The sequence below is a fragment of the Dokdonella ginsengisoli genome (genome assembly GCF_042652785.1).
Classification (GTDB): domain Bacteria; phylum Pseudomonadota; class Gammaproteobacteria; order Xanthomonadales; family Rhodanobacteraceae; genus Dokdonella_A; species Dokdonella_A ginsengisoli.
Genome location: NZ_JBHSHD010000013.1, coordinates 37,732 through 62,106 on the forward strand (window position 1 = coordinate 37,732; position 24,375 = coordinate 62,106).

21 protein-coding genes are annotated in these 24,375 nt (G+C 70.3%); 11 read left to right on the plus strand and 10 right to left on the minus strand.

Annotated features, from left to right (window positions below; all coding sequences use genetic code 11):
- Nucleotides 1-3: 3 nt before the first annotated feature.
- On the minus strand, nucleotides 4-1,266 hold the full coding sequence (locus tag ACFO6Q_RS16825) for a threonine/serine exporter family protein (protein ID WP_380022275.1): 1,263 nt from the start codon (nucleotides 1,264-1,266) through the stop codon (nucleotides 4-6).
- 107 nt (nucleotides 1,267-1,373) lie between these two features.
- Here ACFO6Q_RS16825 and ACFO6Q_RS16830 point away from each other — a divergent pair, with 107 nt between their 5' ends.
- The 5 genes from ACFO6Q_RS16830 to mgtE all read left to right on the plus strand — a co-directional run bounded on the left by ACFO6Q_RS16830 (nucleotide 1,374) and on the right by mgtE (nucleotide 6,666).
- Nucleotides 1,374-2,483 (plus strand): ABC transporter permease, encoded by a 1,110-nt coding sequence (locus ACFO6Q_RS16830; protein ID WP_380022276.1) that lies wholly within the window; start codon nucleotides 1,374-1,376, stop codon nucleotides 2,481-2,483.
- A gap of 142 nt (nucleotides 2,484-2,625) precedes the next feature.
- Nucleotides 2,626-3,453, plus strand: a complete 828-nt coding sequence (locus tag ACFO6Q_RS16835; protein WP_380022277.1) for an ABC transporter ATP-binding protein — start codon at nucleotides 2,626-2,628, stop codon at nucleotides 3,451-3,453.
- 3 nt (nucleotides 3,454-3,456) lie between these two features.
- Nucleotides 3,457-4,401, plus strand: a complete 945-nt coding sequence (locus ACFO6Q_RS16840; protein WP_380022278.1) for an MlaD family protein — start codon at nucleotides 3,457-3,459, stop codon at nucleotides 4,399-4,401.
- Nucleotides 4,398-5,033 carry an ABC-type transport auxiliary lipoprotein family protein gene (locus tag ACFO6Q_RS16845; protein ID WP_380022279.1) on the plus strand — a complete coding sequence of 212 codons (636 nt, stop codon included), beginning with the start codon at nucleotides 4,398-4,400 and terminating at the stop codon, nucleotides 5,031-5,033. The genes ACFO6Q_RS16840 and ACFO6Q_RS16845 overlap by 4 nt, the downstream gene beginning before the upstream one ends.
- 190 nt (nucleotides 5,034-5,223) lie before the next feature.
- Nucleotides 5,224-6,666 carry a magnesium transporter gene (gene mgtE, locus ACFO6Q_RS16850; protein WP_380022280.1) on the plus strand — a complete coding sequence of 481 codons (1,443 nt, stop codon included), beginning with the start codon at nucleotides 5,224-5,226 and terminating at the stop codon, nucleotides 6,664-6,666.
- 18 nt (nucleotides 6,667-6,684) lie between these two features.
- Here the strand turns inward: mgtE and ACFO6Q_RS16855 are convergent, their stop codons facing one another.
- The 9 genes from ACFO6Q_RS16855 to ACFO6Q_RS16895 form a co-directional block, all read right to left on the minus strand.
- Nucleotides 6,685-7,119: an NUDIX hydrolase gene (locus tag ACFO6Q_RS16855; protein ID WP_380022281.1), complete on the minus strand. Its 435-nt coding sequence runs from the start codon at nucleotides 7,117-7,119 to the stop codon at nucleotides 6,685-6,687.
- Nucleotides 7,120-7,124: 5 nt separating this feature from the next.
- Entirely contained in the window at nucleotides 7,125-8,024 is a 900-nt protein-coding gene (locus ACFO6Q_RS16860) for a DUF808 domain-containing protein (protein WP_380022282.1), read from the minus strand.
- Nucleotides 8,025-8,141: 117 nt separating this feature from the next.
- Nucleotides 8,142-8,804: a hypothetical protein gene (locus ACFO6Q_RS16865; protein ID WP_380022283.1), complete on the minus strand. Its 663-nt coding sequence runs from the start codon at nucleotides 8,802-8,804 to the stop codon at nucleotides 8,142-8,144.
- A gap of 108 nt (nucleotides 8,805-8,912) precedes the next feature.
- Entirely contained in the window at nucleotides 8,913-9,233 is a 321-nt protein-coding gene (locus ACFO6Q_RS16870) for a hypothetical protein (RefSeq protein ID WP_380022284.1), read from the minus strand.
- A gap of 93 nt (nucleotides 9,234-9,326) precedes the next feature.
- Nucleotides 9,327-9,545, minus strand: a complete 219-nt coding sequence (locus ACFO6Q_RS16875) for a hypothetical protein (protein ID WP_380022285.1) — start codon at nucleotides 9,543-9,545, stop codon at nucleotides 9,327-9,329.
- Between the two features lie 99 nt (nucleotides 9,546-9,644).
- A complete protein-coding gene (locus ACFO6Q_RS16880; protein ID WP_380022286.1) occupies nucleotides 9,645-10,088 on the minus strand; it encodes a GNAT family N-acetyltransferase in 444 nt (147 codons plus the stop codon).
- Nucleotides 10,089-10,146: 58 nt separating this feature from the next.
- Nucleotides 10,147-10,554: a hypothetical protein gene (locus ACFO6Q_RS16885; RefSeq protein WP_380022287.1), complete on the minus strand. Its 408-nt coding sequence runs from the start codon at nucleotides 10,552-10,554 to the stop codon at nucleotides 10,147-10,149.
- A gap of 38 nt (nucleotides 10,555-10,592) precedes the next feature.
- Entirely contained in the window at nucleotides 10,593-11,177 is a 585-nt protein-coding gene (locus ACFO6Q_RS16890; RefSeq protein WP_380022288.1) for an alpha-ketoglutarate-dependent dioxygenase AlkB family protein, read from the minus strand.
- Between the two features lie 44 nt (nucleotides 11,178-11,221).
- A complete protein-coding gene (locus ACFO6Q_RS16895; RefSeq protein WP_380022289.1) occupies nucleotides 11,222-12,634 on the minus strand; it encodes an amidase in 1,413 nt (470 codons plus the stop codon).
- 168 nt (nucleotides 12,635-12,802) lie between these two features.
- Between ACFO6Q_RS16895 and ACFO6Q_RS16900 the strand changes: the two genes are divergently transcribed.
- The 6 genes from ACFO6Q_RS16900 to ACFO6Q_RS16925 all read left to right on the plus strand — a co-directional run bounded on the left by ACFO6Q_RS16900 (nucleotide 12,803) and on the right by ACFO6Q_RS16925 (nucleotide 24,360).
- The gene (locus ACFO6Q_RS16900) at nucleotides 12,803-14,449 is read left to right on the plus strand and encodes an electron transfer flavoprotein-ubiquinone oxidoreductase (protein WP_380022290.1); all 1,647 of its coding nucleotides are present in this window, start codon (nucleotides 12,803-12,805) and stop codon (nucleotides 14,447-14,449) included.
- 290 nt (nucleotides 14,450-14,739) lie between these two features.
- The gene (locus ACFO6Q_RS16905) at nucleotides 14,740-18,393 is read left to right on the plus strand and encodes a response regulator (protein ID WP_380022291.1); all 3,654 of its coding nucleotides are present in this window, start codon (nucleotides 14,740-14,742) and stop codon (nucleotides 18,391-18,393) included.
- 109 nt (nucleotides 18,394-18,502) lie between these two features.
- Entirely contained in the window at nucleotides 18,503-19,336 is an 834-nt protein-coding gene (locus tag ACFO6Q_RS16910) for a CheR family methyltransferase (RefSeq protein WP_380022292.1), read from the plus strand.
- Entirely contained in the window at nucleotides 19,333-19,902 is a 570-nt protein-coding gene (locus ACFO6Q_RS16915; protein ID WP_380022293.1) for a chemotaxis protein CheB, read from the plus strand. The genes ACFO6Q_RS16910 and ACFO6Q_RS16915 overlap by 4 nt, the downstream gene beginning before the upstream one ends.
- Nucleotides 19,899-20,912 (plus strand): diguanylate cyclase domain-containing protein, encoded by a 1,014-nt coding sequence (locus ACFO6Q_RS16920; protein WP_380022294.1) that lies wholly within the window; start codon nucleotides 19,899-19,901, stop codon nucleotides 20,910-20,912. The genes ACFO6Q_RS16915 and ACFO6Q_RS16920 overlap by 4 nt, the downstream gene beginning before the upstream one ends.
- Nucleotides 20,913-21,183: 271 nt before the next feature.
- Nucleotides 21,184-24,360, plus strand: a complete 3,177-nt coding sequence (locus ACFO6Q_RS16925) for a BACON domain-containing protein (RefSeq protein WP_380022295.1) — start codon at nucleotides 21,184-21,186, stop codon at nucleotides 24,358-24,360.
- The last annotated feature ends 15 nt before the right edge of the window (nucleotides 24,361-24,375 follow it).

The following is a 24,375-nucleotide window of genomic DNA, read 5'->3' on the forward strand; positions in this document are numbered from 1 at the left end:
GGCCTAGAGCTTGCGCCGCGGCGGCACCAGCAGGTCGCCGAACAGCAGCCCGGCCACGATCGCGATCAGCAGCGTGACCAGGGTGATCGCGGTGTGCAGGCCGAGCTGCACGTCGCGCTCGAACACGAAGCTCAGCGTGCGGAAGCCGACGCTGCCGGGCACCAGCAGGATGATGCCCGGCTCGCGGATCAGCGCGCCGGGGCGGTCGGTCAGGCGCGCGAACAGGTTGCTCGCCGCGCCGACCGCGACGCTGCCGAGGAAAGTACCGAACGCCGGCGACAGCCCGCCGGCGAGCTGCGTGCAGGCGTAGCCGAGCAGCACCGCCGCGACCACCACCGGCACGTGGCGCAGCGGGCTCTTGAACAGCACCGCGAACGACAGCGCGGCGGCGACCACGGCGGCCCATTCCAGCGGCGGCGCCAGCGGTACGCCCTCGAACTGGCGCGGCTGGATGTCCAGCAGCACGCAGGCCTGCACCGCCACGACCGTGCCGAAGGTCAGCTTCAGCAGCGTGGCGACCGCGCCCATCATGCGCGCCGTGCCCGAAATCAGATGCTGGGTCGACAGCTCGCGCACGGCGGTGGTCAGGGTCATGCCCGGCATCAGCACGATCAGGCTCGCGATCACCACCGAGCGCACCGCCAGCGGTTCGATCCAGGCCGCGATCGCGGTCGCGATCATCGTCGCGAGGAAGGCCGAAACCGCCTCGGCGGCCGGATTGAACGAGGCCCAGCGCTGCGCGGCCAGGGCGATCAGGCCGATGAACAGGCCGATCAGCGCCGCCGCCGCGGCCTCGACCCAGCCCGAGTGCAGGATGATCGCGATTGCCGCCGCGGCGATGCCGTAGCTGAAGACGGTCGCCACGTTCGCGCGCAGGCGCGGCCGGCTCGCGCCGACTTCGCGCAGCAGGCGGCGTCCCTCCGCCAGACCGATCTCGCCGGCGATCACGCCGTTGGCGATCGCGTCGGTGCGGCACAGCGCCTTCAGGTTCACCTCGCCCGGCGGCAGGCGCACGACCTGGGTGACCTCGGCGAGGTCGTCCTCGCTGCTGGCCAGGTCGGCGAACGACATCACGATCGAGGTCGGCGTCGACAGCACGTTGCAGACCAGGCCGAGCCGCGCGCTGACCAGGTTGACGACCTCCTCCAGCCGCGGCGCCGCCGTGCCGTACTCGTGCAGGCGCCGCGCCAGCTCGACCACGAAGCCGATGCGTGTCTTCAGCGGAACCTCGCCGCCGATCGGTTTGCCGGTATCGCGTCTGCCCATCCGCGCAATGATGCCGCGAATCCGTTCATGCGCACCATGAATGTCGCGCAACCGGATTTCACGAATCGACCTTTCCGGCCCGCGCCGCGCCCTGCTAGCCTTGCCCGATGACGACGACCGGCACGGCCACGCTCCAGCGCAACGCGGACGGCGAGTTCATCGCCGCGGCCGGCGACTGGACCCTGGCCGGCGCGGCGGCGCTGGGCCAGATCGTCGCGCGCCTGCGCAAGTCCGGACCGGGCGGCGTGCGCATCGACGCCAGCGGCATCGGCCGCCTGGACACCGCCGGCGCGGAGCTGCTGCTCGACCTCGCCGGCGGCGGCGAGGTGCGCGGCCTGGACGACAAGCGGCGCGCCCTGCTCGAGGCGGTGGCGAAGGTCGCCGCGCCGCCGGCCGGGCCGCCGAAGGGCGACGGCGGCATCGTCGCGCTGTTCGCGCGCACGGGCGCTGCGGCCGAGCAGGTCGCGCGCGACGCCTACCAGCTGGTCGGCTTCATCGGCCTGACCCTGGTCACCCTGCTGCGTTGCGTGGTCGATCCGCGCCGCTGGCGCCCGACCTCGCTGGCGTTCCACCTCGAACAGACCGGCCTGGACGCGGTGCCGATCGTGGTGCTGCTCAATTTCCTGGTCGGCGCGGTGGTCGCCTTCCTCGGCGCCACCGTGCTGAAGGATTTCGGCGCGACGATCTACACCGTCGAGCTGATCGGCTATTCGTTCCTGCGCGAGTTCGGCGTGCTGCTGACCGCGATCCTGATCGCCGGCCGCTCCGGCAGCGCGTTCACCGCGCAGATCGGCTCGATGAAGTCGCGCGAGGAAGTCGACGCGATCCGCACGCTCGGCCTCGATCCGGTCGAGGTGCTGGTGCTGCCGCGCCTGCTGGCGTTGCTGATCGCGATGCCGCTGCTGACCGTGCTGGCGATGCTGGCCGGCATCGTCGGCGGCGGCATGGTCGCCACCTTCAGCATGGACATCTCGCCGACCCTGTTCGTCTCCCGGCTGCAGGAACTGGGCGCGACCAAGCACTTCTGGGTCGGCATGAGCAAGGCGCCGGTATTCGCCTTCCTGATCGCAGCGATCGGCTGCCTGGAAGGCTTCAAGGTGTCCGGCAGCGCCGAATCGGTCGGCACGCACACGACCTCGAGCGTGGTGCAGGCGATCTTCGTGGCGATCCTGGTCGACGCGCTGGCGGCGATCTTCTTCATGGAGATCGGCATATGAGGCGGCGGCCCGCGAAGGCGACGCTGCGGCAGGACGCGTCCGTGCCGCGGACGCAGGCCGTTCCTGCCATGGATTGCCGCGTGCGCGGGAATGACGACGCACGGGGCGGGCGAACGCGTCCGTCCCGGCGGGGAACCTCGCCGTGACCGCCGCGGAAACCGTCATCGAAGTCCGCGGCCTGCGCAACCAGTTCGGCGCGCAGGTCGTGCACGACGACCTCGACCTCGACATCCGCCGCGGCGAAATCGTCGGCGTGGTCGGCGGCTCGGGCAGCGGCAAGTCGGTGCTGCTGCGCTCGATCATCGGCCTGAACCGCCCGGCCGCCGGCAGCGTGAAGCTGCTCGGCACCGAGATGACCAGCGCCAGCGAGGCGAGGCGCAACGAGGTCGAGCGCCGCTGCGGCGTGCTGTTCCAGAACGGCGCGCTGTTCTCGTCGCTGACCGTGGCCGAGAACACGATGGTGCCGATGCGCGAGCACTACCGCCTGCCGCAGGCGATGATGGAGCGCTTCGCCGCGCTGAAGATCGCCCTCGCCGGCCTGCCGGAGAACGCCGGCGCGAAATATCCGTCCGAGCTGTCCGGCGGCATGGTCAAGCGCGCCGCGCTGGCGCGCTCGATCGCGCTGGACCCGGACATCCTGTTCCTGGACGAGCCGACCGCCGGCCTCGATCCGATCGGCGCGGCGGCGTTCGACCAGCTGATCCTGACCCTGCGCGAGAGCCTGGGCCTGACCGTGTTCCTGATCACGCACGATCTCGATACGCTGTACACGATCTGCGACCGCGTCGCCGTGCTGTCGCAGAAACGCGTGCTGGTCGCCGATACGCTGGACAAGGTCGAGCGCTACGACGATCCGTGGGTACAGGACTACTTCCAGGGACCGCGCGGACGTTCGGCGGAACTGGCGGCACACAAGGCGCAGGCCGGACGATCCTCGGCCGCTTCCGCCCCCAATACGGGAACTCGCTAGGCCATGGAAACCCGCGCTCACCACGTGCTCATCGGCGCCTTCACGATCGGCGTGTTCCTGCTCGCGCTCGGCTTCGTGCTGTGGATGTCCAAGTCCAGCGTCGACCAGCGCTTCAACGACTACGAGATCGTCTTCACCGAGGCCGTCACCGGCCTGTCGGTCGGCGGCCTGGTGCAGTACAACGGAATCAAGGTCGGCGAGGTGTCCGCGCTGAAGCTGGCGCCGGACGATCCGCGCAAGGTGATCGCCCGCGTGCGCCTGGACGCCGCCGCGCCGGTGCGCCAGGACACGCGCGCCAAGCTCGGCCTGCAGGGCGTGACCGGACTGGCCTTCATCCAGCTGTCCGGCGGCGCGCCGGAAAGTCCGCCCCTGCTGCCCACGCCCGAGCACCCGGTGCCGCTCATTCCGTCCGACGAATCGGCGCTGTCCAAGCTGCTGGCTTCGGGCACCGACGTCGTCACCAGCATCAACGACGTGCTGCTGCGCGTGAACCAGGTGCTGTCGGACGAGAACATCCGCCGCGTCGGCGCGACGCTGCAGCACGTCGACGAGCTCAGCGGCGCGCTGGCCGGGCAGCGCCAGGACGTGGCCACCACGCTGAACCAGCTCGCCGCGGCGACCGGCGAGCTCAAGCACACGCTGAACACGCTCGGCTCGATCGCCAATTCCGCCGACACCCTGCTGCGCGAGGACGCGCGCACCATGCTGCAGACAATGCAGAAAACCCTCGCCTCGGTCGACAAGCTGGCCGCCTCGACCGGCGCGCTGGTCGACAGCAACCGCGGCGCGATCAACCAGTTCGCCAGCCAGGACCTGCGCCAGGTCGGCCCGGCGATCATCGAATTGCGCGAGACGCTGCGTTCGCTGCGACAGGTCAGCGACAAGTTCGGCGCCTCCGACAGCCTGCTGCTCGGGCGCGACCAGCCGAAGGAGTTCCAGCCCAAATGAGTACGCGCTTGCGCCTCTCCCTGCTGCCGCTGGCGTTCGTGCTGGCGTCCTGTTCTTCCCTGCTGAACGTGCAGCGCACGCCGTTCACGACCTATTCCCCGCGCTACCTCGCGGCGGCGGCGACCCAGGGCGGCCCGCGCGTGGACTGGCAGCTGGTGGTCGACACGCCCAGTTCGAGCGGCATGCTCGACAGCGTGCGCATGCTCGCCTCGCCGGTTGCGGGCGAGCTGGAGGTGTTCCCGAAGGCGCGCTGGCGCGATCCCGCCCCGACCCTGCTGCGCAGCCTGATCATCGAAGGCTTCGAAAGCTCCGGCCGCATCGTCGGCGTCGGCAGCGCGACCTCCGGACTCGGCGCCGACTACGCGCTGGCGATCGAGCTGCGCGACTTCCAGCTGGAGATCCGCGACGGCGCGCCGCGCGCGGCGGTGCGCTTCCAGGCGCGGCTGTTCGACTACGTCAGCAACCGCGTGGTGGCGACGCAGGCGTTCGCGCAGGAAACTCCCGCCGCCGGCAGCGACGCGGCCAGCGCGTTCGCCGCATTCGAGAGCGGCCTGAACGCGGTGATCCCGCAGCTGGTGGACTGGACCCTGCGCGAAGGCGGCGCCGCCCGCGCGAAAACCGCGGGCAAGTAGTTCCGCGGCGGACGGATCGCGGCGACAATACGCGCGCCGCCCCGCCTTCGCCTGCCCGCGCCGCACGCAGGCGGGAGCGGTCCGACCCCATCCACCGAGTGAAGCCGATCCCTCCGCACGACGCCGCCAGGCGTCACGGAACGGACCGGTGCGGCACCCGGCCAGCATCGCGCGAGTCTCCCGGCAGCCCATGAGCGAAGCAGAAGTCAGCACGCCGCACAGCCTCCTGCAGGCGCAGCTCGCGCGCGTGCACGAGCTGCTGCGTCGCCAGCGGCTGGTCGAGAGCCTGGCGCACCGCGAGCACGGCGACCATCGCGACCTGGTCGAGAACCTGGTGCACCGGCAGCACGTGGCCGAGCTGCAGCGCGAGATCGACGGCCTGCACCCGGCCGACATCGCCTACATCCTCGAGGCGCTGCCGCCGGAAGACCGCCTCGAGGTCTGGAACCTGGTCAAGGCCGACCGCGACGGCGAGATCCTGCTCGAGGTGTCCGACGCGGTGCGCGAGTCGCTGCTCGCGGACATGGACAAGCCCGAGCTGCTGGCCGCCGCGGAGCAGCTCGACGCGGAGGAGATCGCCGACCTCGCCGAGGACCTGCCCGAGGACGTGCTCGCCGAGCTGATGCACCGCCTCAACGCCGGGCAGCGCGAGCGCGTGCAGGCGGCGATGTCGTGGGAGGAGGACCAGGTCGGCGCGATCATGGACTTCGACATGGTGACGATCCGCGAGGACGTCAGCCTGGAGACCGTGCTGCGCTACCTGCGCCGGCTTAAGGAACTGCCCGAACACACCGACAAGCTGTTCGTCGTCAACGGCGACAGCGTGCTGACCGGCGTGCTGCCGATCCGCTGGCTGCTGGTCAACGACCCGGCCAAGCGCGTCAGCGCCGTGATGGCCAAGGACGCCAACACCTTCCATCCCGAGGACGACGTCACCGAGACCGCGCAGGCGTTCGAGCGCTACGACCTGGTCACCGCGCCGGTGGTCGACGCCAACGGCAAGCTGATCGGGCGCCTGACCATCGACGCGATGGTCGACGTCATCCGCGAGGAAAGCGACGCCGAGGTGCGCGAGCGCTTCGGCCTGCGCGAGGACGAGGACATCTTCGCCTCGGTGTGGAAGTCGCTGCGCAACCGCTGGGCGTGGCTGGCGATCAACCTCGTCACCGCCTTCATCGCCTCGCGCGTCATCGGCGTTTTCGAAGGCTCGATCCAGAAGCTGGTGGCGCTGGCGGCGCTGATGCCGATCGTCGCCGGCATCGGCGGCAACTCCGGCAACCAGACCATCACGATGATCGTGCGCGCGCTCGCGCTCGACCAGATCCACCCCGACAGCGCCAAACGCCTGCTGCGCAAGGAACTGGGCGTGGCGCTCGCCAACGGCCTGATCTGGGGCGGCGTGATCGGCTTCGTCGCCTGGCTGCTCTACAAGAACGCCGCGCTCGGCTTCGTCATGACCGCGGCGATGACCTTGAACCTGCTGCTCGCCGCGCTGATGGGCGTGCTGATCCCGATGACCCTGCTGCGCTTCGGCCGCGACCCGGCGATGGGCTCGAGCGTGATGATCACCGCGCTGACCGACAGCGGCGGGTTCTTCATCTTCCTCGGACTGGCGACGCTGTTCCTGATCTGAGCGCCGCGGCCGCCGCCCTCAGGCCGGCGCCTTGGCCCGGCCGGCGAAGGCGAGAAAGGCCGGCAGGATGTGCGCCGCGCTCAGCGGCGCGACGCGCACGCCGAACGGCCCGGCCGGATCAATCCAGGCCAGCTCCTCGATCTCCGCGCGCGCGGCCGGCGCGCCGTGAACCGCGCAGGCATACGCCTGCGCGCGCACCTTCCGTCCCGGCTCGTTGACCGCGTCGGCTTCGAACTCGCCGAGCCGGACCGCGCTGGAAACGTCGAGGCGCACGCCCAGTTCCTCGTCGAGTTCGCGCGCCAGGGCCGGCAAGGGCGCCTCGCCCGGCTCGGTCTTGCCGCCGGGCTGGATGAAGACCGCCGAGCCGCGCTTGCGCACCAGCAGCACCCGGCCGTCGGCGTCGGCGATGACCGCGGCGACGATGCAGATCGGCCGGGCATGCTGCGCTTCCATCCGCGTCAGCCGCGCCGCAGCCGCTGGAATCCCTCGATCACCGCCAGCACCAGCGCGCCGAGCAGGATGCCGACGACCGCGTTGGCCAGCTGCAGGCCGAGCACGCCGAGCCAGCCGCCGCCGGCGGTCCAGCCCTCCAGCGCATGTGCCAGCGCCGGCACGCCGTGCACGAGGATGCCGCCGCCGACCAGGAACATCGCCGCGGTGCCGGCGACCGACAGCGCCTTCATCAGCCACGGCGCCGCGGCGAGGATCGCGTTGCCGAGTGAGCGCGCCGCCGGCGACTGGCGGCGGCTCAGATGCAGGCCGGCGTCGTCGAGCTTGACGATGCCGGCGACCAGGCCGTAGACGCCGACCGTCATGATCAGCGCGATGCCGGTCAGCACCGCCAGCTTGGTCCCGAACGGCTGCGCCGCCACGGTGCCCAGCGTGATCACGATGATCTCGGCCGAGAGGATGAAATCGGTGCGGATCGCGCCCTTGATCTTGTCGCGCTCGGCGGCCACCGCGTCGACGCCGGCGTCGGACATCGCCTGTTCGTGCCGCGCCGTTTCGGCGGCGCTCTCTTTCTTGTGCAGGAACCGGTGCGCGAGCTTCTCCACGCCTTCAAAGCAGAGGAAGGCGCCGCCGAGCATCAGCAGCGGCGTCACCGCCCAGGGCAGGAAGGTGCCGACCAGCAGCGCCGCCGGCACCAGGATCGCCTTGTTCAGCAGCGAGCCCCTGGCCACCGCCCACACCACCGGCAGCTCGCGCTCGGCGCGCACGCCGGCGACCTGCTGCGCGTTCAGCGCGAGGTCGTCGCCGAGCACGCCCGCCGTCTTCTTCGCTGCCAGCTTGGTGAGGACGGCGACGTCGTCGAGCACGGTGGCGATGTCGTCGAGGAGCAGCAGCAGACTGGCGGCCATGGAGCGGAAAGGATTGGGGAGGGAAGCGACACGCTAGCATCCTTCGGCGAGCTTTCGTACGGCGTCGCCGTGCGCAACGACGACGCAGCGAGCTCGTACCGCAGTGAAGAATGGCGGCTAGGGCCGGCGCCGGTAGACGTTGTCGAAGCGCACGTTCACGCCGCCGCACAGCGCGTTGTCGCTGACGACGAGGCTGTGCCAGACGAGCTGCATCCGCACCACGCAGCCGGACTTGCCGTCGTCGGCATCGAGCGTCAGCCGGTCTCCCGCCGGCGCGGCGCTGCCGCGGAACGACCCGGCGTGCACGACTGGCTCGCCGGCCTCGTCCCTGCCGCCGCGCCACTGCGCCTCGCCGCTCAGTTCCAGGGCCGTCCCGCGGCCGGCAGCGATACGGATGCTCTGGCCTCCGGCGATCGGCACCCAGGTTCCGATCCAGTCGGACGGCGAAGGCATGGCCGCCGGAAGCGCCGCCAGCGCGTCGCTCGGCAGCCAGCCGACGAACTCGCGGGCGCGGCCGAAGTACCAGGCGCAGCTCCAGCCGGATTCCGAGGACGAGACCAGCACCGCATCGCCCTTCACCAGATAGGCCTTGCGCACGCACGACGCGGCCTGCGGACAGCCTTCGGCGTCGTCGCGGAACGGCACCTTGTCCGTGGCGGAGACGACCGCCGCGGAGACCGTTCCGGCCGCCCGCGGAAACAGGCCGTTGCGGCAGGAATACGGCTCGATCGCGTGCGCGGCGGAAACGCAGAACAGAAGAATCCAGGGATGGATGCGCATGCGTGGCGTCTCTCGACTGGATCGGATCGGGCCGAATCAGAGCGGGCCGGATCGGAGCAGGTGGATACAGGATCGCGGAACGGCGCGGGAAGATCGACAGCGGTACGGCTACGGCTCGGGCTCCGCGAGCGCCTGCTGGATGCGCTCGTCGCCGGCATATCGGCGCCGCAGCTCGGCCGCCTCGCGCTCGACCGTATCGCAGCGCAGCTCGGTCAGGGTGCGGTTGATCTGCGCGTCGCGCTCCGAACGGTCTCCGCTGAATTCGCCGGCGAAGTGCGCACAGGAGGCCAGGCGATCGGCGACGCGCGACACCGGCGCCGGCAGACCCGTGCCGTCGTCCCGCGGCATGGCCGCCGTGTCCTGAGCGCCTGCCAGCACCGCGGCAACTGCCATCGCAAAGATCCCGCTCATGTCCGCTTCCCGTCCCATCGCCCGCTTCGGGACCCGTCATTGGGAATACGGCGAACGGAAGTCGCCCGGATCACTCCGCCGAAGATCGGCGGCCAGCGCGATGGCGCCGGCCTAGTCGCCGCCCCCGCCACCACCGTCGCAGCCGCCGCCGTCGGAGGCGGAATCACTGCAATCGGAGTCCTGCGAATCGGCGAACCAGGGGCTGTCGGGCGCGTGCACGAAGCCCGAATCCGAGGCTCCGCCTTGGCGTGCGCGTGAGGAACGGAACGCGAAGACCAGCAACGCCAGCACGCCGACACCGACCAGAATCGCGACGACGAAAGACGACATGGACATCTCCCTTCGCATCGGGCAACCCGATGCGACGATGCTAGCGCGCCGGCCGGACCGGAGTGTTGCAGCCGCGTTAGGCGGTGGATCGACGGCGTGCTAGCCCAGGTCCTTGGAGAAAAGCACCTGCATGCGGCCCGACTTGTGACGCAGCCCGCAGACCATGAAGCCGTGCTCCAGGTTGGCGCGGATCATCGGCAGGTTGCCCTGGTTCGTCGCGGTCTCCACCGTCTCGAAGCCGCGCTCGCGCAGCCACGCGTGCTGCCGCCGCATCAGTTCGGCGGCGATGCCGCGGCGGCGGAAGTGCGGATGCACGCCGCCGAGCCAGCTGTAGTAGCGACTCCGGCCGACGGCGTAGCCCGCCTTGAAGGCGACCAGCCGCCCCGCCTCGCTCGCGCAGACGACGCTGGCCGACGGCATGTGGCCGAGCCGCCAGCCCAGGTCGGCCTTCGGCGCACCGAACACCGCCTCGCCCAGCTGCGCGAGCGCGGCGACGAAGCGTTCGTCGAACGAGTCGACCGTCAGGGAGTAGTCCACAGTCATGGCGCGTGTTGCCCGCAGTTTCCGTTGCGGCGCAGCCTAGCAAGCCGCTGCGGCGGATTCAGAAGAACGTGTCGAGGAACGCCGCCGCGCGCGCCGACAGGCCGACGAGCTTGTCGGTCGCCTGCCGGTAGAACTTGAAGTTCAGTTCGGTCTGCGGCCGGCCGTCGTCCCAGTCGGCAAAGCGCTTCAGTTCATCGCGGCCGAGGCGGCGCCTGGCCGGCACGGCGCCTTCGATCACCAGGCTGACGCGCGGCGTCTGCCGCGCGATCCCCGGCGTCCTCGCCACCGGCGCGACCGAGGCGACCACGCCGCGCGCCACCAGGCCCTGCCCGCCCTCGTTCTCGCTGGCGAAGACGAAGATCGTGTCGCCGGCGGCGACGCGCTTGCCGGCGTACATCGTCTTCTGCGCGACGAACGCGAAGGTTCGCGCACGCGGATCGCGCACCTCCGCCTTGATCGCGTACATGCCGCCCGCCTCCGCACGCCGGTGCCGGCGCGAGCCTCTCACACCGAGGCGATGCGCCGGAACGTCAGGTTGATGCGCGGCGCGGCGACGCGCGCGCGCCTGGGCAGGGCGTGCTGGTAGTGCCGCTGCGTGCCTGCCGCCATCACCAGCGCGCTGCCGTGCTCCAGCTCGATCGACAGCGCCGCCTCGCGCGTCGCACGCGAGCGCAGGCGGAACGTGCGCACCGCGCCGAAGCTGAGCGAGGCGATCAGCGGCTCGCGGCCCAGCTCGGACTCGTCGTCGCTGTGCCAGCCCATCGAGTCGCGGCCGTCGCGGTAGAGATTGGCCAGCACGCTGTTGAAGTGCGCACCCAGGCGCCGCCGCAGGTCGTCGCGCAGCGCGGCCACCGTCGGCGTCCACGGCCGCGGCTCGAAGCGCGTGCCGGAATAGGTGTAGACCGCCTGCGCATCGCCGATCCAGCACGACAGCCGCGGCGCATCGACGTCGCGGCCGAAGAGACGCAGTCGATGCGGCTGCCAGGGGATTTCCGCGAGCAGGGCCGCGAACAGCGCGTCGGCCTGCGCCGGCGGGTAGGCCTGCGCGTCGTAGCGCAGGTCGGCGCCGGGCAGGTCGAGGCGATCCATGCGAGCGTGGTCCGCCCGGTACGACGATCCGGCGCGACGCGCGGCTACGCGGACGCCGCCACCGGATAGGCCGGCGCCGCGTCCAGCCGCGCCGCGCAGACCTCGGCGAGTTCGAGCAGGCGCAGGTCCGAACCCGGCGCGCCGACCAGTTGCAGGCCGACCGGAAAGCCGTCCGGCAGCGTGCCCATCGGCAGGCTCACCGCCGGGCAGCCGGCGAGGCTGGCGAAGCTGGTCAGGTCGGCGTCGTTGGCACGCTCGCCCTCGGCGATCGGATACGGCCCGTGCGGCACGGTCGGCAGCACCAGCACGTCGACCTCGGCGAAGACGCGGCGCGCCTTTAGCACGGCCTCGTCGAGCACGCGATCGGCGGCGGCGTAGTCGACCGCCGACTTGCCGCGCGCGTAGTCGAGCATGCCGCGCAGGCGCGGCGACAGCGGCGCGCCCGTGTCGGCGAGGTCGCCGATCAATTCGACGCCCAGTTCCGCCTCCATCACCAGCAGCGCGGAACGGCGCATGCGCGCGAAATCGTAGTCGGAGAAGTCGACGCGGCTGGTTTCGCCCAGGCAGCCGTCGAGCGTCGCCACCGCCTGCCGGAACACCGCCTCGACGCCGGCGTCGACGCCGAGCGCGGAGAGATCGTCGAGGATGCCGCTGCGCAGGCGCTCGGGTTCCCAGTCCGGCGTCGCCAGCGGCACGCGTCGCTTGCGCGAACGCGGGTCGGCCGGATCGAACGCATCCAGCACCTGCAGCACGACGGCCAGGTCCGGCACCGAGCGGGCGAGGATGCCGACGCAGTCGAGCCGGCGCGCGGCGCGCACGAGTCCGCAGGTGGAGATCTCGCCGAAGGTCGGCTTGAGGCCGTACAGGCCGCAGTGGCTGGCCGGAATGCGCACCGAGCCGAGCGTGTCGCTGCCCAGCGCGAACGCGGCCAGGCCGGCGGCGACCGCGACCGCCGAACCGCCCGAGGATCCGCCGGCGACGTGGTCCTCGCGCCACGGGTTGCGCGCGGCGCCGAAGTGCGGGTTGATGGTGGCGGTGCCGAGGGCGCCTTCATCGAGCAGGGTCTTGCCGAGAATCACCGCGCCGGCGGCGCGCAGGCGCGCGACCGCCGCGGCGTCGCGCGATGCCACGAAGGCACGCCGCCCCGGCAGGCCGGCGGTGGTCGGCAGGCCGGCGACGTCGAGGTTGTCCTTGATCGCGACCGGCAGCCCGTCGAGGCGGCCGATCGTGCGCCCCTCGCGCCGCCGCGCGTCGCTGGCGGCGGCTTCGGCCGGCGCCGTTTCGGCCAGCGCGAGATAGGCGTTCAGGCGCGGATTGTCCCGCTCGATCGCGGCGCGGTACGTCGCCGTCAGGCCCGCGCTGTCGATGCGCCCGGCGGCAAGCCAGTGCAGCAGCTGGAACGCGGTCGCGCCGCGCAGGTCGTGATCGGAGAGGGCTCGGTCGGAAGCGTGCGTCATGCTGGCTCGTGGTCGTGGGTCCAGCCCGATTATGCCTGCGCGCGGTGAAGCCACCGTGTCCCCGGGCGCCCACCGGCCAGAAAAGCCGCCGCCGACGGCCGACGGGTTTGCCGCCCCGTCGGCGAACCCGGACAATCGCCCTCTTCCCTCAGCCAACCGGAGCCAGCGATGAGCGAGCGCGACATCATGGAGTACGACGTCGTCACCGTCGGTGCCGGACCGGCCGGGCTCGCCTTCGCGATCCGCCTCAAGCAGCTCAAGCCCGACATCCGCGTCTGCGTGATCGAAAAGGCCTCGACGGTGGGTGCACAGATCCTCTCCGGCGCGGTGATCGAGCCGCAGCCGCTGAACGAACTGCTGCCCGAATGGGGCAGGAATCCGCCGCCGATCTGCGTGCCGGTGAACAAGGACGAGTTCTGGTACCTGCGCGATCCGCAGTCCGGCATCAAGTCGCCGGTGGTGCCGCCGCAGATGCACAACCACGGCAATTTCATCGTCTCGCTCGGCGCGCTGTGCGCCTGGCTGGCGCCGCAGGCGGAGGCGCTCGGGGTCGAGATCTACCCCGGCTTCGCCGCCAGCGAACCGCTGTTCGACGAATCGGGCGCGGTCTGCGGCGTGCGCATCGGCGACATGGGCGTGGCGAAGGACGGCTCGCACAAGCCCAGCTACACGCAGGGCATCGACATCAAGGCGCCGCTGACCGTGCTCGCCGAAGGCTGCCGCGGCCACCTGTCCAAGCAGCTGATCGCGAAATACCGGCTCGATGCCGACTGCGACCCGCAGACCTACGGCATCGGCATCAAGGAGCTGTGGTCGGTGCCGGAAGGCCGCAGCGAACCGGGCAAGGTGGTGCACACGCTCGGCTGGCCGCTGGATCCGTCGATCTACGGCGGCAGCTTCCTCTACCACCTCGACCAGAACCGCATCGCGATCGGCTTCGTCGCCGGACTCGACTACAAGGACCCGCTGTTCTCGCCGTTCGAGGCGTTCCAGCAGCTGAAGAACCACGCCACGATCAAGCCGCTGTTCGAGGGCGGCTCGATCGTCTCGGCCGGCGCGCGCGCACTGATCGAGGGCGGCTGGCAGTCGCTGCCCAGGCTCGAGATGCCCGGCGCGATCCTGATCGGCGACGCCGCCGGCCTGATGAACGTGCCGAAGATCAAGGGCACGCACCAGGCGATCCGCTCCGGCATGCTGGCCGCCTCGCACGTCGCCGAGCACGGCGCGGCAGCCGGCTGGGACGCCGCGCTGCGCGCCTCGCCGGTGGCGACGGAACTGAAGAAGGTGCGCAACATCCGCCCCGGCTTCAACAAGGGGCTGTGGCTGGGCCTGGCCAACGCCGGCTGGGAAACCGTGACCGGCGGCCTGTCGCCGTGGACGCTGAAGAACCACGCGGACTGGTCTTCGCTGGAGAAGATCAGCGCGTACGAGGCGCCGAAGAGGGACGGCGCCACCGATGACCAGTTCCGCAAGCGAAACTGGGTCGAGCGGACGCTGCCGCCGCGCGACCGCCTGGCCGAGGTCTACTTCGCCGCGACCGAGCACGACGAGGACCAGCCGGTGCACCTGAAGGTGGCCGACACCAACGTCTGCGTCACGCGCTGCGCCGCCGAATACCAGAACCCGTGCACGCGCTTCTGCCCGGCCGGGGTCTACGAGATCGTCGAGGACGCCGCCGCGGCCACCGGCAAGCGCCTGCAGATCAACGCCGCCAACTGCGTGCACTGCAAGACCTGCGACATCAAGGACCCGTACGAGATCATCACCTGGGTCACGCCGGAAGGCGGCAGCGGGCCGAATTATCAGAATCTGTAGTTCTAGGATTCTGTAAATCTGTAATTTCTCGTGCCGCGGGCGTTTCCGCCTTCGCCGGACCGTTCCGCCCGTGTAATCTGGCGCCGTCCGCGAAAAGGGGTGCGGCGACCGCGTCCGGACCGGGTATCCGGCGCGATCCTCGTCGCGCATGGCCGCCGCGGCCGATCACGGGGGAGCCGGCCGGTGCCCGCGTGCCGCGATCCGCGACAGGGACGACGACCGCACGACATCGATCCAGGCCACGGCTCGCGGGAACGGGCCGCGATCCGCGCCATCCAGAAGAGAAGTTCATGACCGAACAGCGCACGAGTGGCTGGCTCAGCAACCGGCCGATCCAGACCAAGATGCTGCTCGCGTTCGGCGCGATCCTGCTGACCTTCCTGGTCGCGGTCGCGGCGATCCTGGTCGCGCTCTCCATCCAGACCGAAGCGCGGCAGTGGACCCAGCACACGCGCGACGTCATCGAGGAGATGACCGGGATCGTGCGCTCGCTGCACGAGGCCGACCTGGATGTTCGCGACATCAACATGTCGGGCGGCTCCAGCCGCGGCGACGACTATCGCCGGGACGTCGCCAATGCGCGTGCGCATCTCGACAAGGCGCTGGCGCTGACCGACGACAACGCCTCGCAGCAGGCCCGCCTGCGCAATCTCGGCGCCCTGGTCGACCAGTGGGTCCGGGAGTCCGCCGACCCGGCCGTGGCCGCCAGCACGCAGGCCTTCGGCAGCGCCGACTACGCGCAGCGCTCCTACGAGATCGGCGTGCACTATCTCGCCGACTCCAATACCCGCATCGGCACCATCCTGCGCTCCCTGGACGAGGCAATCGGCGAGGAACGCGGCCTGCTCGAGGCGCGCAACCGTTCGCTGGAGAACACCGTCGCCCTGGTGCGCTGGCTGGTGCTGGGCATGTTCCTGCTGGCGCTGCTGGTCGGCATCGCCGCGCTGATGCTGTCCTCGCGCCTGATCACCCAGCCGATCCGCCACCTGACCGGACTGATGACGCGCCTGGCCGACAAGGACCACGGCATCGAGGTGAGCGGCCAGCAGCGCGCCGACGAGATCGGCGCGATCGCGCGCTCGCTGGACGTGTTCAAGCGCACGGCGATCGCCACCAGCGACCAGAACTGGGTCAAGTCGCACGTCGCCGAAATCGCCGGCGTGCTGCAGTCGGCGCCCAACCGGGACGAATTCGCGCGCGCGCTGACCGCCGAGGTCGCGCCGCGCATCAAGGCCGGCGTGGCGGTGTTCTTCGACTACGACCCGGAAGCCCGGCAGCTCGACCTGCGCGGCAGCTACGGCTTCAAGCAGCGCAAGCACCTGGGCACGCGCTATGGCCTGGGCGAAGGACTGGTCGGCCAGGTCGCGCTGGAACGCAAGCCGATCGTGCTGGAGCAGGTGCCCGACGACTACGTGCGCATCCATTCCGGCCTGGGCGAGGCGCCGCCGCGCAACGTGATCGCGCTGCCGCTGCTGCTGCAGGAGCACCTGCTCGGCGTGCTCGAGTTCGGCAGCTTCGCGCCGTTCGGCAAGGCCGAGCAGGGCCTGCTCGACGAGCTGATGCCGTTCGCCGCGCTGTCGCTGGAGAACCTCAACCGCGCGCTGCGCACGCAGGAACTGCTGGTGCGCACGCAGCGCCAGGCGCAGGAGCTGCAGACCTCCGAGGAAGAGCTGCGCGTACAGCAGGAAGAGCTGGCGGCGACCAACGAAGAACTGCAGGCCAAGACCGTCGAGCTCGAGGAGCAGCAGCAGCGCCTGCGCACCTCGGAAGAGGAACTGCGCGTGCAGGCCGAGGAACTGCAGGCCTCCAACGAGGAACTGCGGCAGAAGAGCGACACGCTCAACGAGCAGAAGCAGGTGCTGGAAGGCCTGCAGCAGGAAACCGAGAACAAGGCGCAGGAGCTGGCGCGCGCGAGCCAGTACAAGTCCGACTTCCTCGCCAACATGTCGCACGAGCTGCGCACGCCGCTGAACAGCCTGCTGATCCTGTCGCGCAACCTCGCCGACAACGACGGCGGCAATCTCGACAACGAGCAGGTCGAGTCGGCGCGCGTGATCCACGAGTCCGGCTCGAACCTGCTGCGCCTGATCAACGACATCCTCGACCTGTCCAAGATCGAGGCCGGCAAGATGCACGCGGTCGCCGAGGACTTCCCGCTGCCGCACTTCGTGCAGGCGCTGCTGCGCCGCTTCAAGCACGTCGCCGGCGAGAAGGGGCTCGACTTCGACGTCAACCTCGCCGACGGCCTGCCGGCGTCGATGCACACCGACGGCCCGCGCCTGGAGCAGATCGCCAACAACCTGGTCGGCAACGCGTTCAAGTTCACGCGCCAGGGCTCGGTACGCGTGGACATCGCGCGGCCGAAGACCGAACTGGCGCGCCGCTTCGGCCTGGCGCCCGACGGCTCGATTGCGATCACCGTCAGCGACACCGGCATCGGCATCCCGGCCGACAAGCTCGACCACATCTTCGGCACGTTCGAGCAGATGGACGCCAGCACCAGCCGCAAGTACGGCGGCAGCGGCCTGGGCCTGGCCATCGCGCGCCGCCTGAGCGAGCTGCTCGGCGGCGGCATCGCCGTGGAGAGCGTGCTCAACGAGGGCAGCCGCTTCACCGTCGTGCTGCCCGAACAGCTCGTCACGTCGGCGGGCGTGGTGCACGTGCCGGCGGATTTCACCGAACCGCCGGCCGTCGATGCGGTGTCCGCCGGCGCCGCGCCGCCGCTGCCGCCTTCGCTCGGCTCGATGCCCAAGCCGTGGGTGCCGGACGACCGCGACGCCCTGCGCGCCGGCGACACGGTGATTCTCGCCGTCGAGGACGATCCGGTGTTCGCGCGCACCCTGGTCGACATGATCCGGCGCAAGGGCTATCGTGCTCTGGCGGCCGGCGACGGCGAGTCCGGCCTCTATCTCGCGCGCCAGTATCGTCCGACCGGCATCCTGCTCGACGTGATGCTGCCCGGAATCGACGGTTGGGACGTGCTCACGCGCCTGAAACAGGAGCCGGCCACGCGGCGCATCCCGGTGCACTTCATCTCCGCCACCGACGACACCGCACGCGCGCAGCAGCTCGGCGCGGTCGGCTTCCTGACCAAGCCGGCCGAGCGCGACGCGCTGCTCGGCGCGTTCGAGCGCCTGCTGCAGTCCTCGCCCGGCCCGACGCGCAAGGTGCTGCTGATCGACGACGATCCGGACTCGCGCGTCGCGGTCGCCAGCCTGATCAAGTCCGACACGGTCGAGATCGTCGAGGTCGGCTCGGCCGAGGAGGCGCTGCCGCAGATCGAATCGAGCGCGTTCGACGTCGTCGTGCTCGATCTCGGCCTGCCCGGCATGAGCGGCTTCGACTTCCTCGACCTGCTGCACGCGCGCCGCGCCGAACTGCCGCCGATCGTGATCCACTCCGGCCGCGAACTCAGCCGCGAGGAGAGCGCGCGGCTGCGCCAGTACACCGACAGCATCGTGATCAAGGGCACGCGCTCGCTCGAGCGCCTGCTCGACGAAGTCAGCCTGTTCCTGCACAGCGTGCGCAAGGACTCCGGGCCGCGCGTGGTGCGCGACATCGACAGCGGCCTCGCCGGCCGCACCGTGCTGGTGGTCGACGACGACATGCGCAACATCTTCGCGCTGTCGAAGATCCTGCGCGAGAAGGGCCTGAGCGTGGTGATGGCGCAGGACGGCCACAAGGCGCTGCGCCAGCTCGAGGAGAACAAGTCGATCGAGATCGTGCTGATGGACATCATGATGCCCGGCATGGACGGCTACGAGACGATGCGCGAGATCCGCAGGCAGCCTGCGCAGGCCAAGCTGCCGATCATCGCGGTCACCGCGAAGGCGATGGCCGGCGATCGCGACAAGTGTCTGGAGGCGGGCGCCAACGACTATCTGGCCAAGCCGATCGACATCGACAAGCTGCTGTCGATGATGCGGGTCTGGCTGCACGCCTGACCTGCTCGAAAATGTAAAGATGCATTACGATATTTTTCGGCTACGGCGCGGTGGAAAGGCCCGGAGCGGCGGGCGACCACGCATGATGCGCTGAGAGGACGGTGGGGGCATGGCGCGAGCGGAGATCGAGGACGTCGAAGTCGAGCTTTTCATGCGCGCGCTGCAGCTGCGCCACGGCTACGATTTCAGCCACTACGCACCGGCCTCGTTCAAGCGCCGCGTGCTGAACCTCGCCGCCAACGCCGGCTGCCGCACGATCATCGAGCTGGTCGACCGCCTGCTGCGCGAGGACGAGCTGGTGCCGCAGGTGATCGCAGGGCTGTCGGTGCCGGTGTCGGAGATGTTCCGCAATCCCAGCGTGTTCCGCGTGCTGCGCGAGGAGGTGCTGCCGGTGCTGGCCTCCTACCCGGTCATCAACATCTGGCAGGCGGGCTGCGCGTTCGGACAGGAGGTCTATTCGCTGGCGATCCTGCTCGAGGAGGCCGGGCTGTACGACCGCAGCCAGATCTTCGCCACCGACTTCAGCGACGCCGCGCTGGTGCGTGCGCAGGAAGGCATCTTTCCCGCACGCGAGGCGCGCAGCTACTCGGAGAACTATCTCGCCGCCGGCGGCCGGCGCTCGCTGGCCGACTACTACCACGCACGCTACGAATTCATGAAGTTCGACGAGCGCCTCAAGCGCAACGTCACCTTCGCCAACCACAACCTCGTCTGCGACGGGGTGTTCTGCGAGGCGCATCTGATCCTGTGTCGCAACGTATTGATCTACTTCACCAACACGCTGCAGGACCATGTCCTCTCGCTGTTCCGCGACAGCCTCGTGCGCAACGGTTTCCTGTGCCTGGGCAATCGCGAGAACATCGACTTCGCCTCGGCCGCGCGCGACTTCACCGCGGTCAACGCGCGCGAACGCGTGTACCGGAAGAACGCCGACGCGCCATGAGCTCCGCGCCGCCGGCCGTGGTCATGGGATGTTCGGCGGGCGGAATGGGCGCGCTGCGCACGGTGCTCGGCGGCCTCAGCAGCAATTTCCCGCGCGCCGTGGTGGTGGTCTGCCACACCGGCTCGGAGGACGTCACCACGTTCTGCGAGCTGCTCGAACTGGCCAGCGCGCTGCCGGTGCGCGAGGCGCGCGAGCGCCAGTCGATGGCGCCCGGCGTCGTCCACATGGCGCCGAGCGGTTATCATCTGCTCCTGGAGCGAGGCGGACGGTTTTCGCTGTCCGTCGACGAACGGGTGTCGTTCGCGCGACCGGCGATCGACGTCCTGTTCGAGACCGCGGCCTCGGCCTGCGGCAAGGACCTGATCGGAGTCGTCATGACGGGGGCGAACAACGACGGTGCGGCGGGACTGCGGGCGATCCGCCGGCGCGGCGGCGTCGCCATCGTGCAGGATCCTCTCGACGCGCAGGCGTCGGCGATGCCGCAGGCCGCGATCGAAACCGCCGGCGCCGACCACGTCGTCCCGCTCGAGGGCATCGCCCCCCTGCTCAACCGGCTTTGCCCATGAATAGAATCGCCACCCTGCAGCCGAAAATCTTGATCGCGGACGACCATCGTCCGAACCTGATCGCCATGCGCCGCCTGCTCGCCGGCATCGACGCGGAAATCGTCGAGGCGATGACCGGCAACGACGTGCTCGCCGCCGCGCTCGATCACGAATTCGCGCTGATCCTGCTCGACGTGCAGATGCCGGACATGAACGGCTTCGAGGCGGCGACCCTGCTCGCCGGCGAGGAACGCACGCGCTCGACGCCGATCATCTTCGTCACCGCCTCGCACGCCGACGACGTCAACCGCCTGCGCGGCTACAGCTTCGGCGCGGTCGACTACATCACCAAGCCGCTGAACGAGGTGATCCTGCTGTCGAAGGTGCGCATCTTCCTCGAGCTGTACCGCAACAAGGTCGCCCTGCGCTCGGCACTGTCGGATCTTTCCGAGCGCAACCGCCAGCTCGAGCGCGAGGTGCAGGAACGGCGCATGGCCGAGGAGCAGGTGCGTCACCTGGCGCACCACGACGGCCTCACGGGCCTGGCCAACCGCCTGCTGTTCATGGCCCGTCTGGAGGCCGCCATCGCGCGCGCCCGCGCCGACAGCGGCGGCTTCGCGCTGGCCTACCTGGACATCGACGACTTCAAGCCGATCAACGACCAGCACGGCCACCAGGCCGGCGACGAACTGCTCAGGCTGATCGCCGGCCGCCTGCGCAGCGGGCTGCGCTACGACGAAACCGGCGCGCGCCTGGGCGGCGACGAGTTCGCGCTGATCCTCAACGTCGACAACCTGCACGATGCGGCCAGCCGCGCCGGCGAAATCGCGCGCTCGCTGTTCGAGCCCTACGACGTGCAGTCGCGCACCGCCGGCGGCAACGTCGACGTGCGCATCCGCGGCAGCCTCGGCGTCGCGCTCTATCCGCAGCACGGCGACGACAGCGAGGCGATGATCCACGCCGCCGACGTGGCGATGTACGCGGCCAAGCGCGACCAGACCCAGCTGCACCTGCTCGGCGACCTGCTGTAACCCCTGCCTGCCGCGCGCGCGGCAGGCGTGCCCGCCGCGCGTTCGGTCGCGCTCACGCGGCCCGGAGCATTCCCCCGCCATCGCCGCAAGCCCCGCCACTGCACGTTTTTGATGCTTGTTTGACGTCTTCCGCGGCGCGTTTGAGGCTTGCCTGACGCGATCGAGCACGTCCCGTCATAGCGTGAAGGGACGGAAGTTCGCCCCGCCGCCGAAACGACTCGCGGCCGGGCGGGCATCCCGTCATCCTGACTCGCAGAGGGGAAACCGCATCATGCCGATCACCACATCCACCGCCGGGGCGCCGATCTGGCCGCCGCGGGAATCCTTCCGCCCGGCGCAACGGTCGTGGCGGCGTGCCGCGAAACGGCTCGTCGCCCTGGGCGGCCTTCTTCTCGCCGCCGCGACCGCCGCCGCCGCGCCGGTGATCGCCGTCGATCCGGCCGCACTGTCGGCCACGCTGGCGCCGGGAGAGACCGCGACGCAGACGCTGACGATCCGCAATCGGGGCAGCGACGCGCTGGACTGGAGCGTGCTGGACCAGAGCACGACCGTGCAGGACTTCCGCCGCGAAGCGGCGCTGAGTTTCGATGCGGGCGAGTACTTCCCGGTCTCCGCCGTGATCGACCCGACCGGCCACTACGCCTATTTCGGCACCAGTTCGCCGCCGGGCCAGATCGTCAAGGTCGACCTGCGCACCTGGGAGCGCGTCGACGCGATCACCCTGCTCGACGGCGCGGGTGAAGACGCCGAGCGTTTCCTGTTCACCGCCATCATGGACCCGGCCGGCCGCTACGCCTATTTCGGCACCGGCACCTATCCGGGCCGGGTGGTCAAGATCGACCTGGAGCGCTTCGAGCGCGTCGGCTCCGTCACGCTGGAATTCGGCGAGGACGTGCTGCGCTCGGCCGCGATCGACCCGACCGGCCGCTTCGGCTACTTCGGCGCGGACTCGTCCCCGGTCCGCATCGTCAAGGTGGATCTGGAAACGATGCAGCGCGTGGGCTCCGTCGATCTGGAGGAAGGCACCGAAGGCCTCGCCGGCGGAGCCGCGGTCGACCCGGCGGGCCAGTTCGGCTACTTCGCCGCCGGTTTCGGTACCGTCGTGAAGATCGATCTGGCCAGCTTCACCCTGAGCGAGCGGCTGGACACCGGCATCGGCACGTTCTTCTCGCCGGCGCTGATCGACCCGGCCGGACAGTTCATCTATTTCGGCACCTATTCCGATCCCGGCCAGATCCTGAAGATCGACCTGGCCAGCTTCAGCATCGTCGATACCCTGACGCTGGGGCCGGGCGAGGCGCGGCCGCTGAGCGCGGCGATGTCCGCCGACGGAACCATCGCCTATTTCGGCACGCAACAGACGACTCCCGGCCGCGTGATCAAGGTCGACCTGGCGAACTTCACGCGCGTCGATGCGATCACGCTGGACGAAGGCGAAGACGACGTGCGCGCCACGATGCTCGATCCCTCCGGCGGCACTCTCTACGTCTCCACCGCGACGTTCCCCGGCAAGGTGGTCAGGCTCGTCGACGTCGCCTACGACTGCGCGCTGCCGGACTGGGCCGGCGCCACGCCGGGCAGCGGCTCGGTCGCTGCCGGATCGAGCCAGACCGTGGACGTCGGCTTCGACGCCGGCGGGCTCGGCGTCGGTCGCCACCAGGCCGCGCTGTGCCTGCAGAGCAACGATCCGGCGACGCCGCGGGTGGCCGTGCCGCTGACCGCCGAGGTGCGGGTGGCCGACGTCGCGCCGGCGCGGCTGTCCTTCGACGTGGTGCGCGGCGGCACCGGCAGCGACACGCTGTCGATCGCCAATCACGGCAGCGGCGATCTCGCCTGGGCCGTCACGCAGGCCGATCCGGCGCAAGGCTGCGGCACGCCCGCGGCGGCCTCCTGGCTCGGCGCCTCGCCGGCCGGCGGCAGCATCGCCCCCGGCGGCACCACGGCGGTCGGCGTGACGGTCGACATCACCGCGCTGGCGGCGGGCTCCTACGCCTGGCTGCTGTGCGTGGACACCGGCAGCGGCGCCGACGCGCAGACCCGCAGCGTCGCCGTCGACCTGCGGGTGAGCGAGCCGGTACCGGCGTTCACCGTCGATCCGGGCAGCCTGTCGATGACCCTGCCGCCGGATCAGAGCGGCAGCTGGGACCTGGCGCTGCGCAACGACGGCGCCGGCACGCTGGACTGGACCGTGCTGAGCGGGAGCTTCGCACCGTACCTGAAGGATTCCCTGCTCCTGGAAAACGCCGCCCTGCCCACCGCCGCCGTGATGGACCCGGCCGGGCGCTACGCCTACTTCGGCACCAATTCGATACCCGCCCGCGTTCTCAAGATCGACCTGACGAGCTTCGAGACCGTCGCCGCGATCACGCTGCCGGCGGGCGAGGACATGCTCCGCTCCGCCGTCATCGACGCCGCCGGCCGCTACGCCTATTTCGGCACGTTCACCGACCCGGGCAAGGTCATCCGGATCGACCTGAACAGTTTCCAGCGCGTGGCTGCACTCACCCTGCAGGCCGGCGAGGACCGGCTCAGCTCCGCGGTGATCGACCCCGCCGGCGCCTACGCCTACTTCGGCACGCGCACCGAGGTCGGCCGCGTCGTGAAGATCGACCTGGCGAACTTCACGCGCGCCGGCGCGATCGATTTCTCCGCCGGCGAAGAGGAAGGCTTCCTGATCTCGGCGGCGATCGACACCGCCGGCGCCTACGCCTATTTCGGCACCGGTCCGCTGGTCGGCAAGGCGGTCAAGGTCGACCTGGCCACGTTCCAGCGCGTCGACTCGATCGTCCTGAGCGAGGACCAGGGCATCAGCACGGCGATGATCGACGGCGCCGGCCGCTTCGCCTACTTCGGCACCGAGCCGCCATTCCTGGGCGCGGCGCATTTCATCAAGCTCGACCTGGCCGAGTTCCGCCTCGTCAGCTCGATCGATCTGGAGGTGAGCAACTACGAAGGCGGCATCACCGCCGCGGTGATCGATCCGCTCGGCCGCTATGCCCTGCTCGGCAATACCTGGGGCTCGGCCACGCGCATGGTCGAGGTCGATCTGCAGGACTTCTACCGCACCGGATCGGTCCTGCTCGGCGTCACCGAGGGCGGCTTGTATTCGGCGGTGATGGACCCCGCCGGCCGCTACGCCTACTTCGGCGGCGTGCGCTACCCCGGCACGAACGAGCCGGGCCGCCTCCTCAAGATCGAAAGCCGCCTCGACTGCGTGCTGCCGGGCTGGCTGTCGGTCGCCGACAGCAGCGGCAGCGTCGCCCCCGGCGGCGCGCAGACGCTGGCGATCGAGGTCGACTCCGCCGGACTCGCCGACGGCGTCCACGGGGCGAACCTGTGCTTCGGCAGCAACGACCCGGCGCAGCCGCTGTTGAGCGCCGCGGTGGAACTGGTCGTGGCCGGCGACGACCGCATCTTCGGCGACGGCTTCGATCCCGCCGCTCCCTGACGCGGTTGCGGCGCG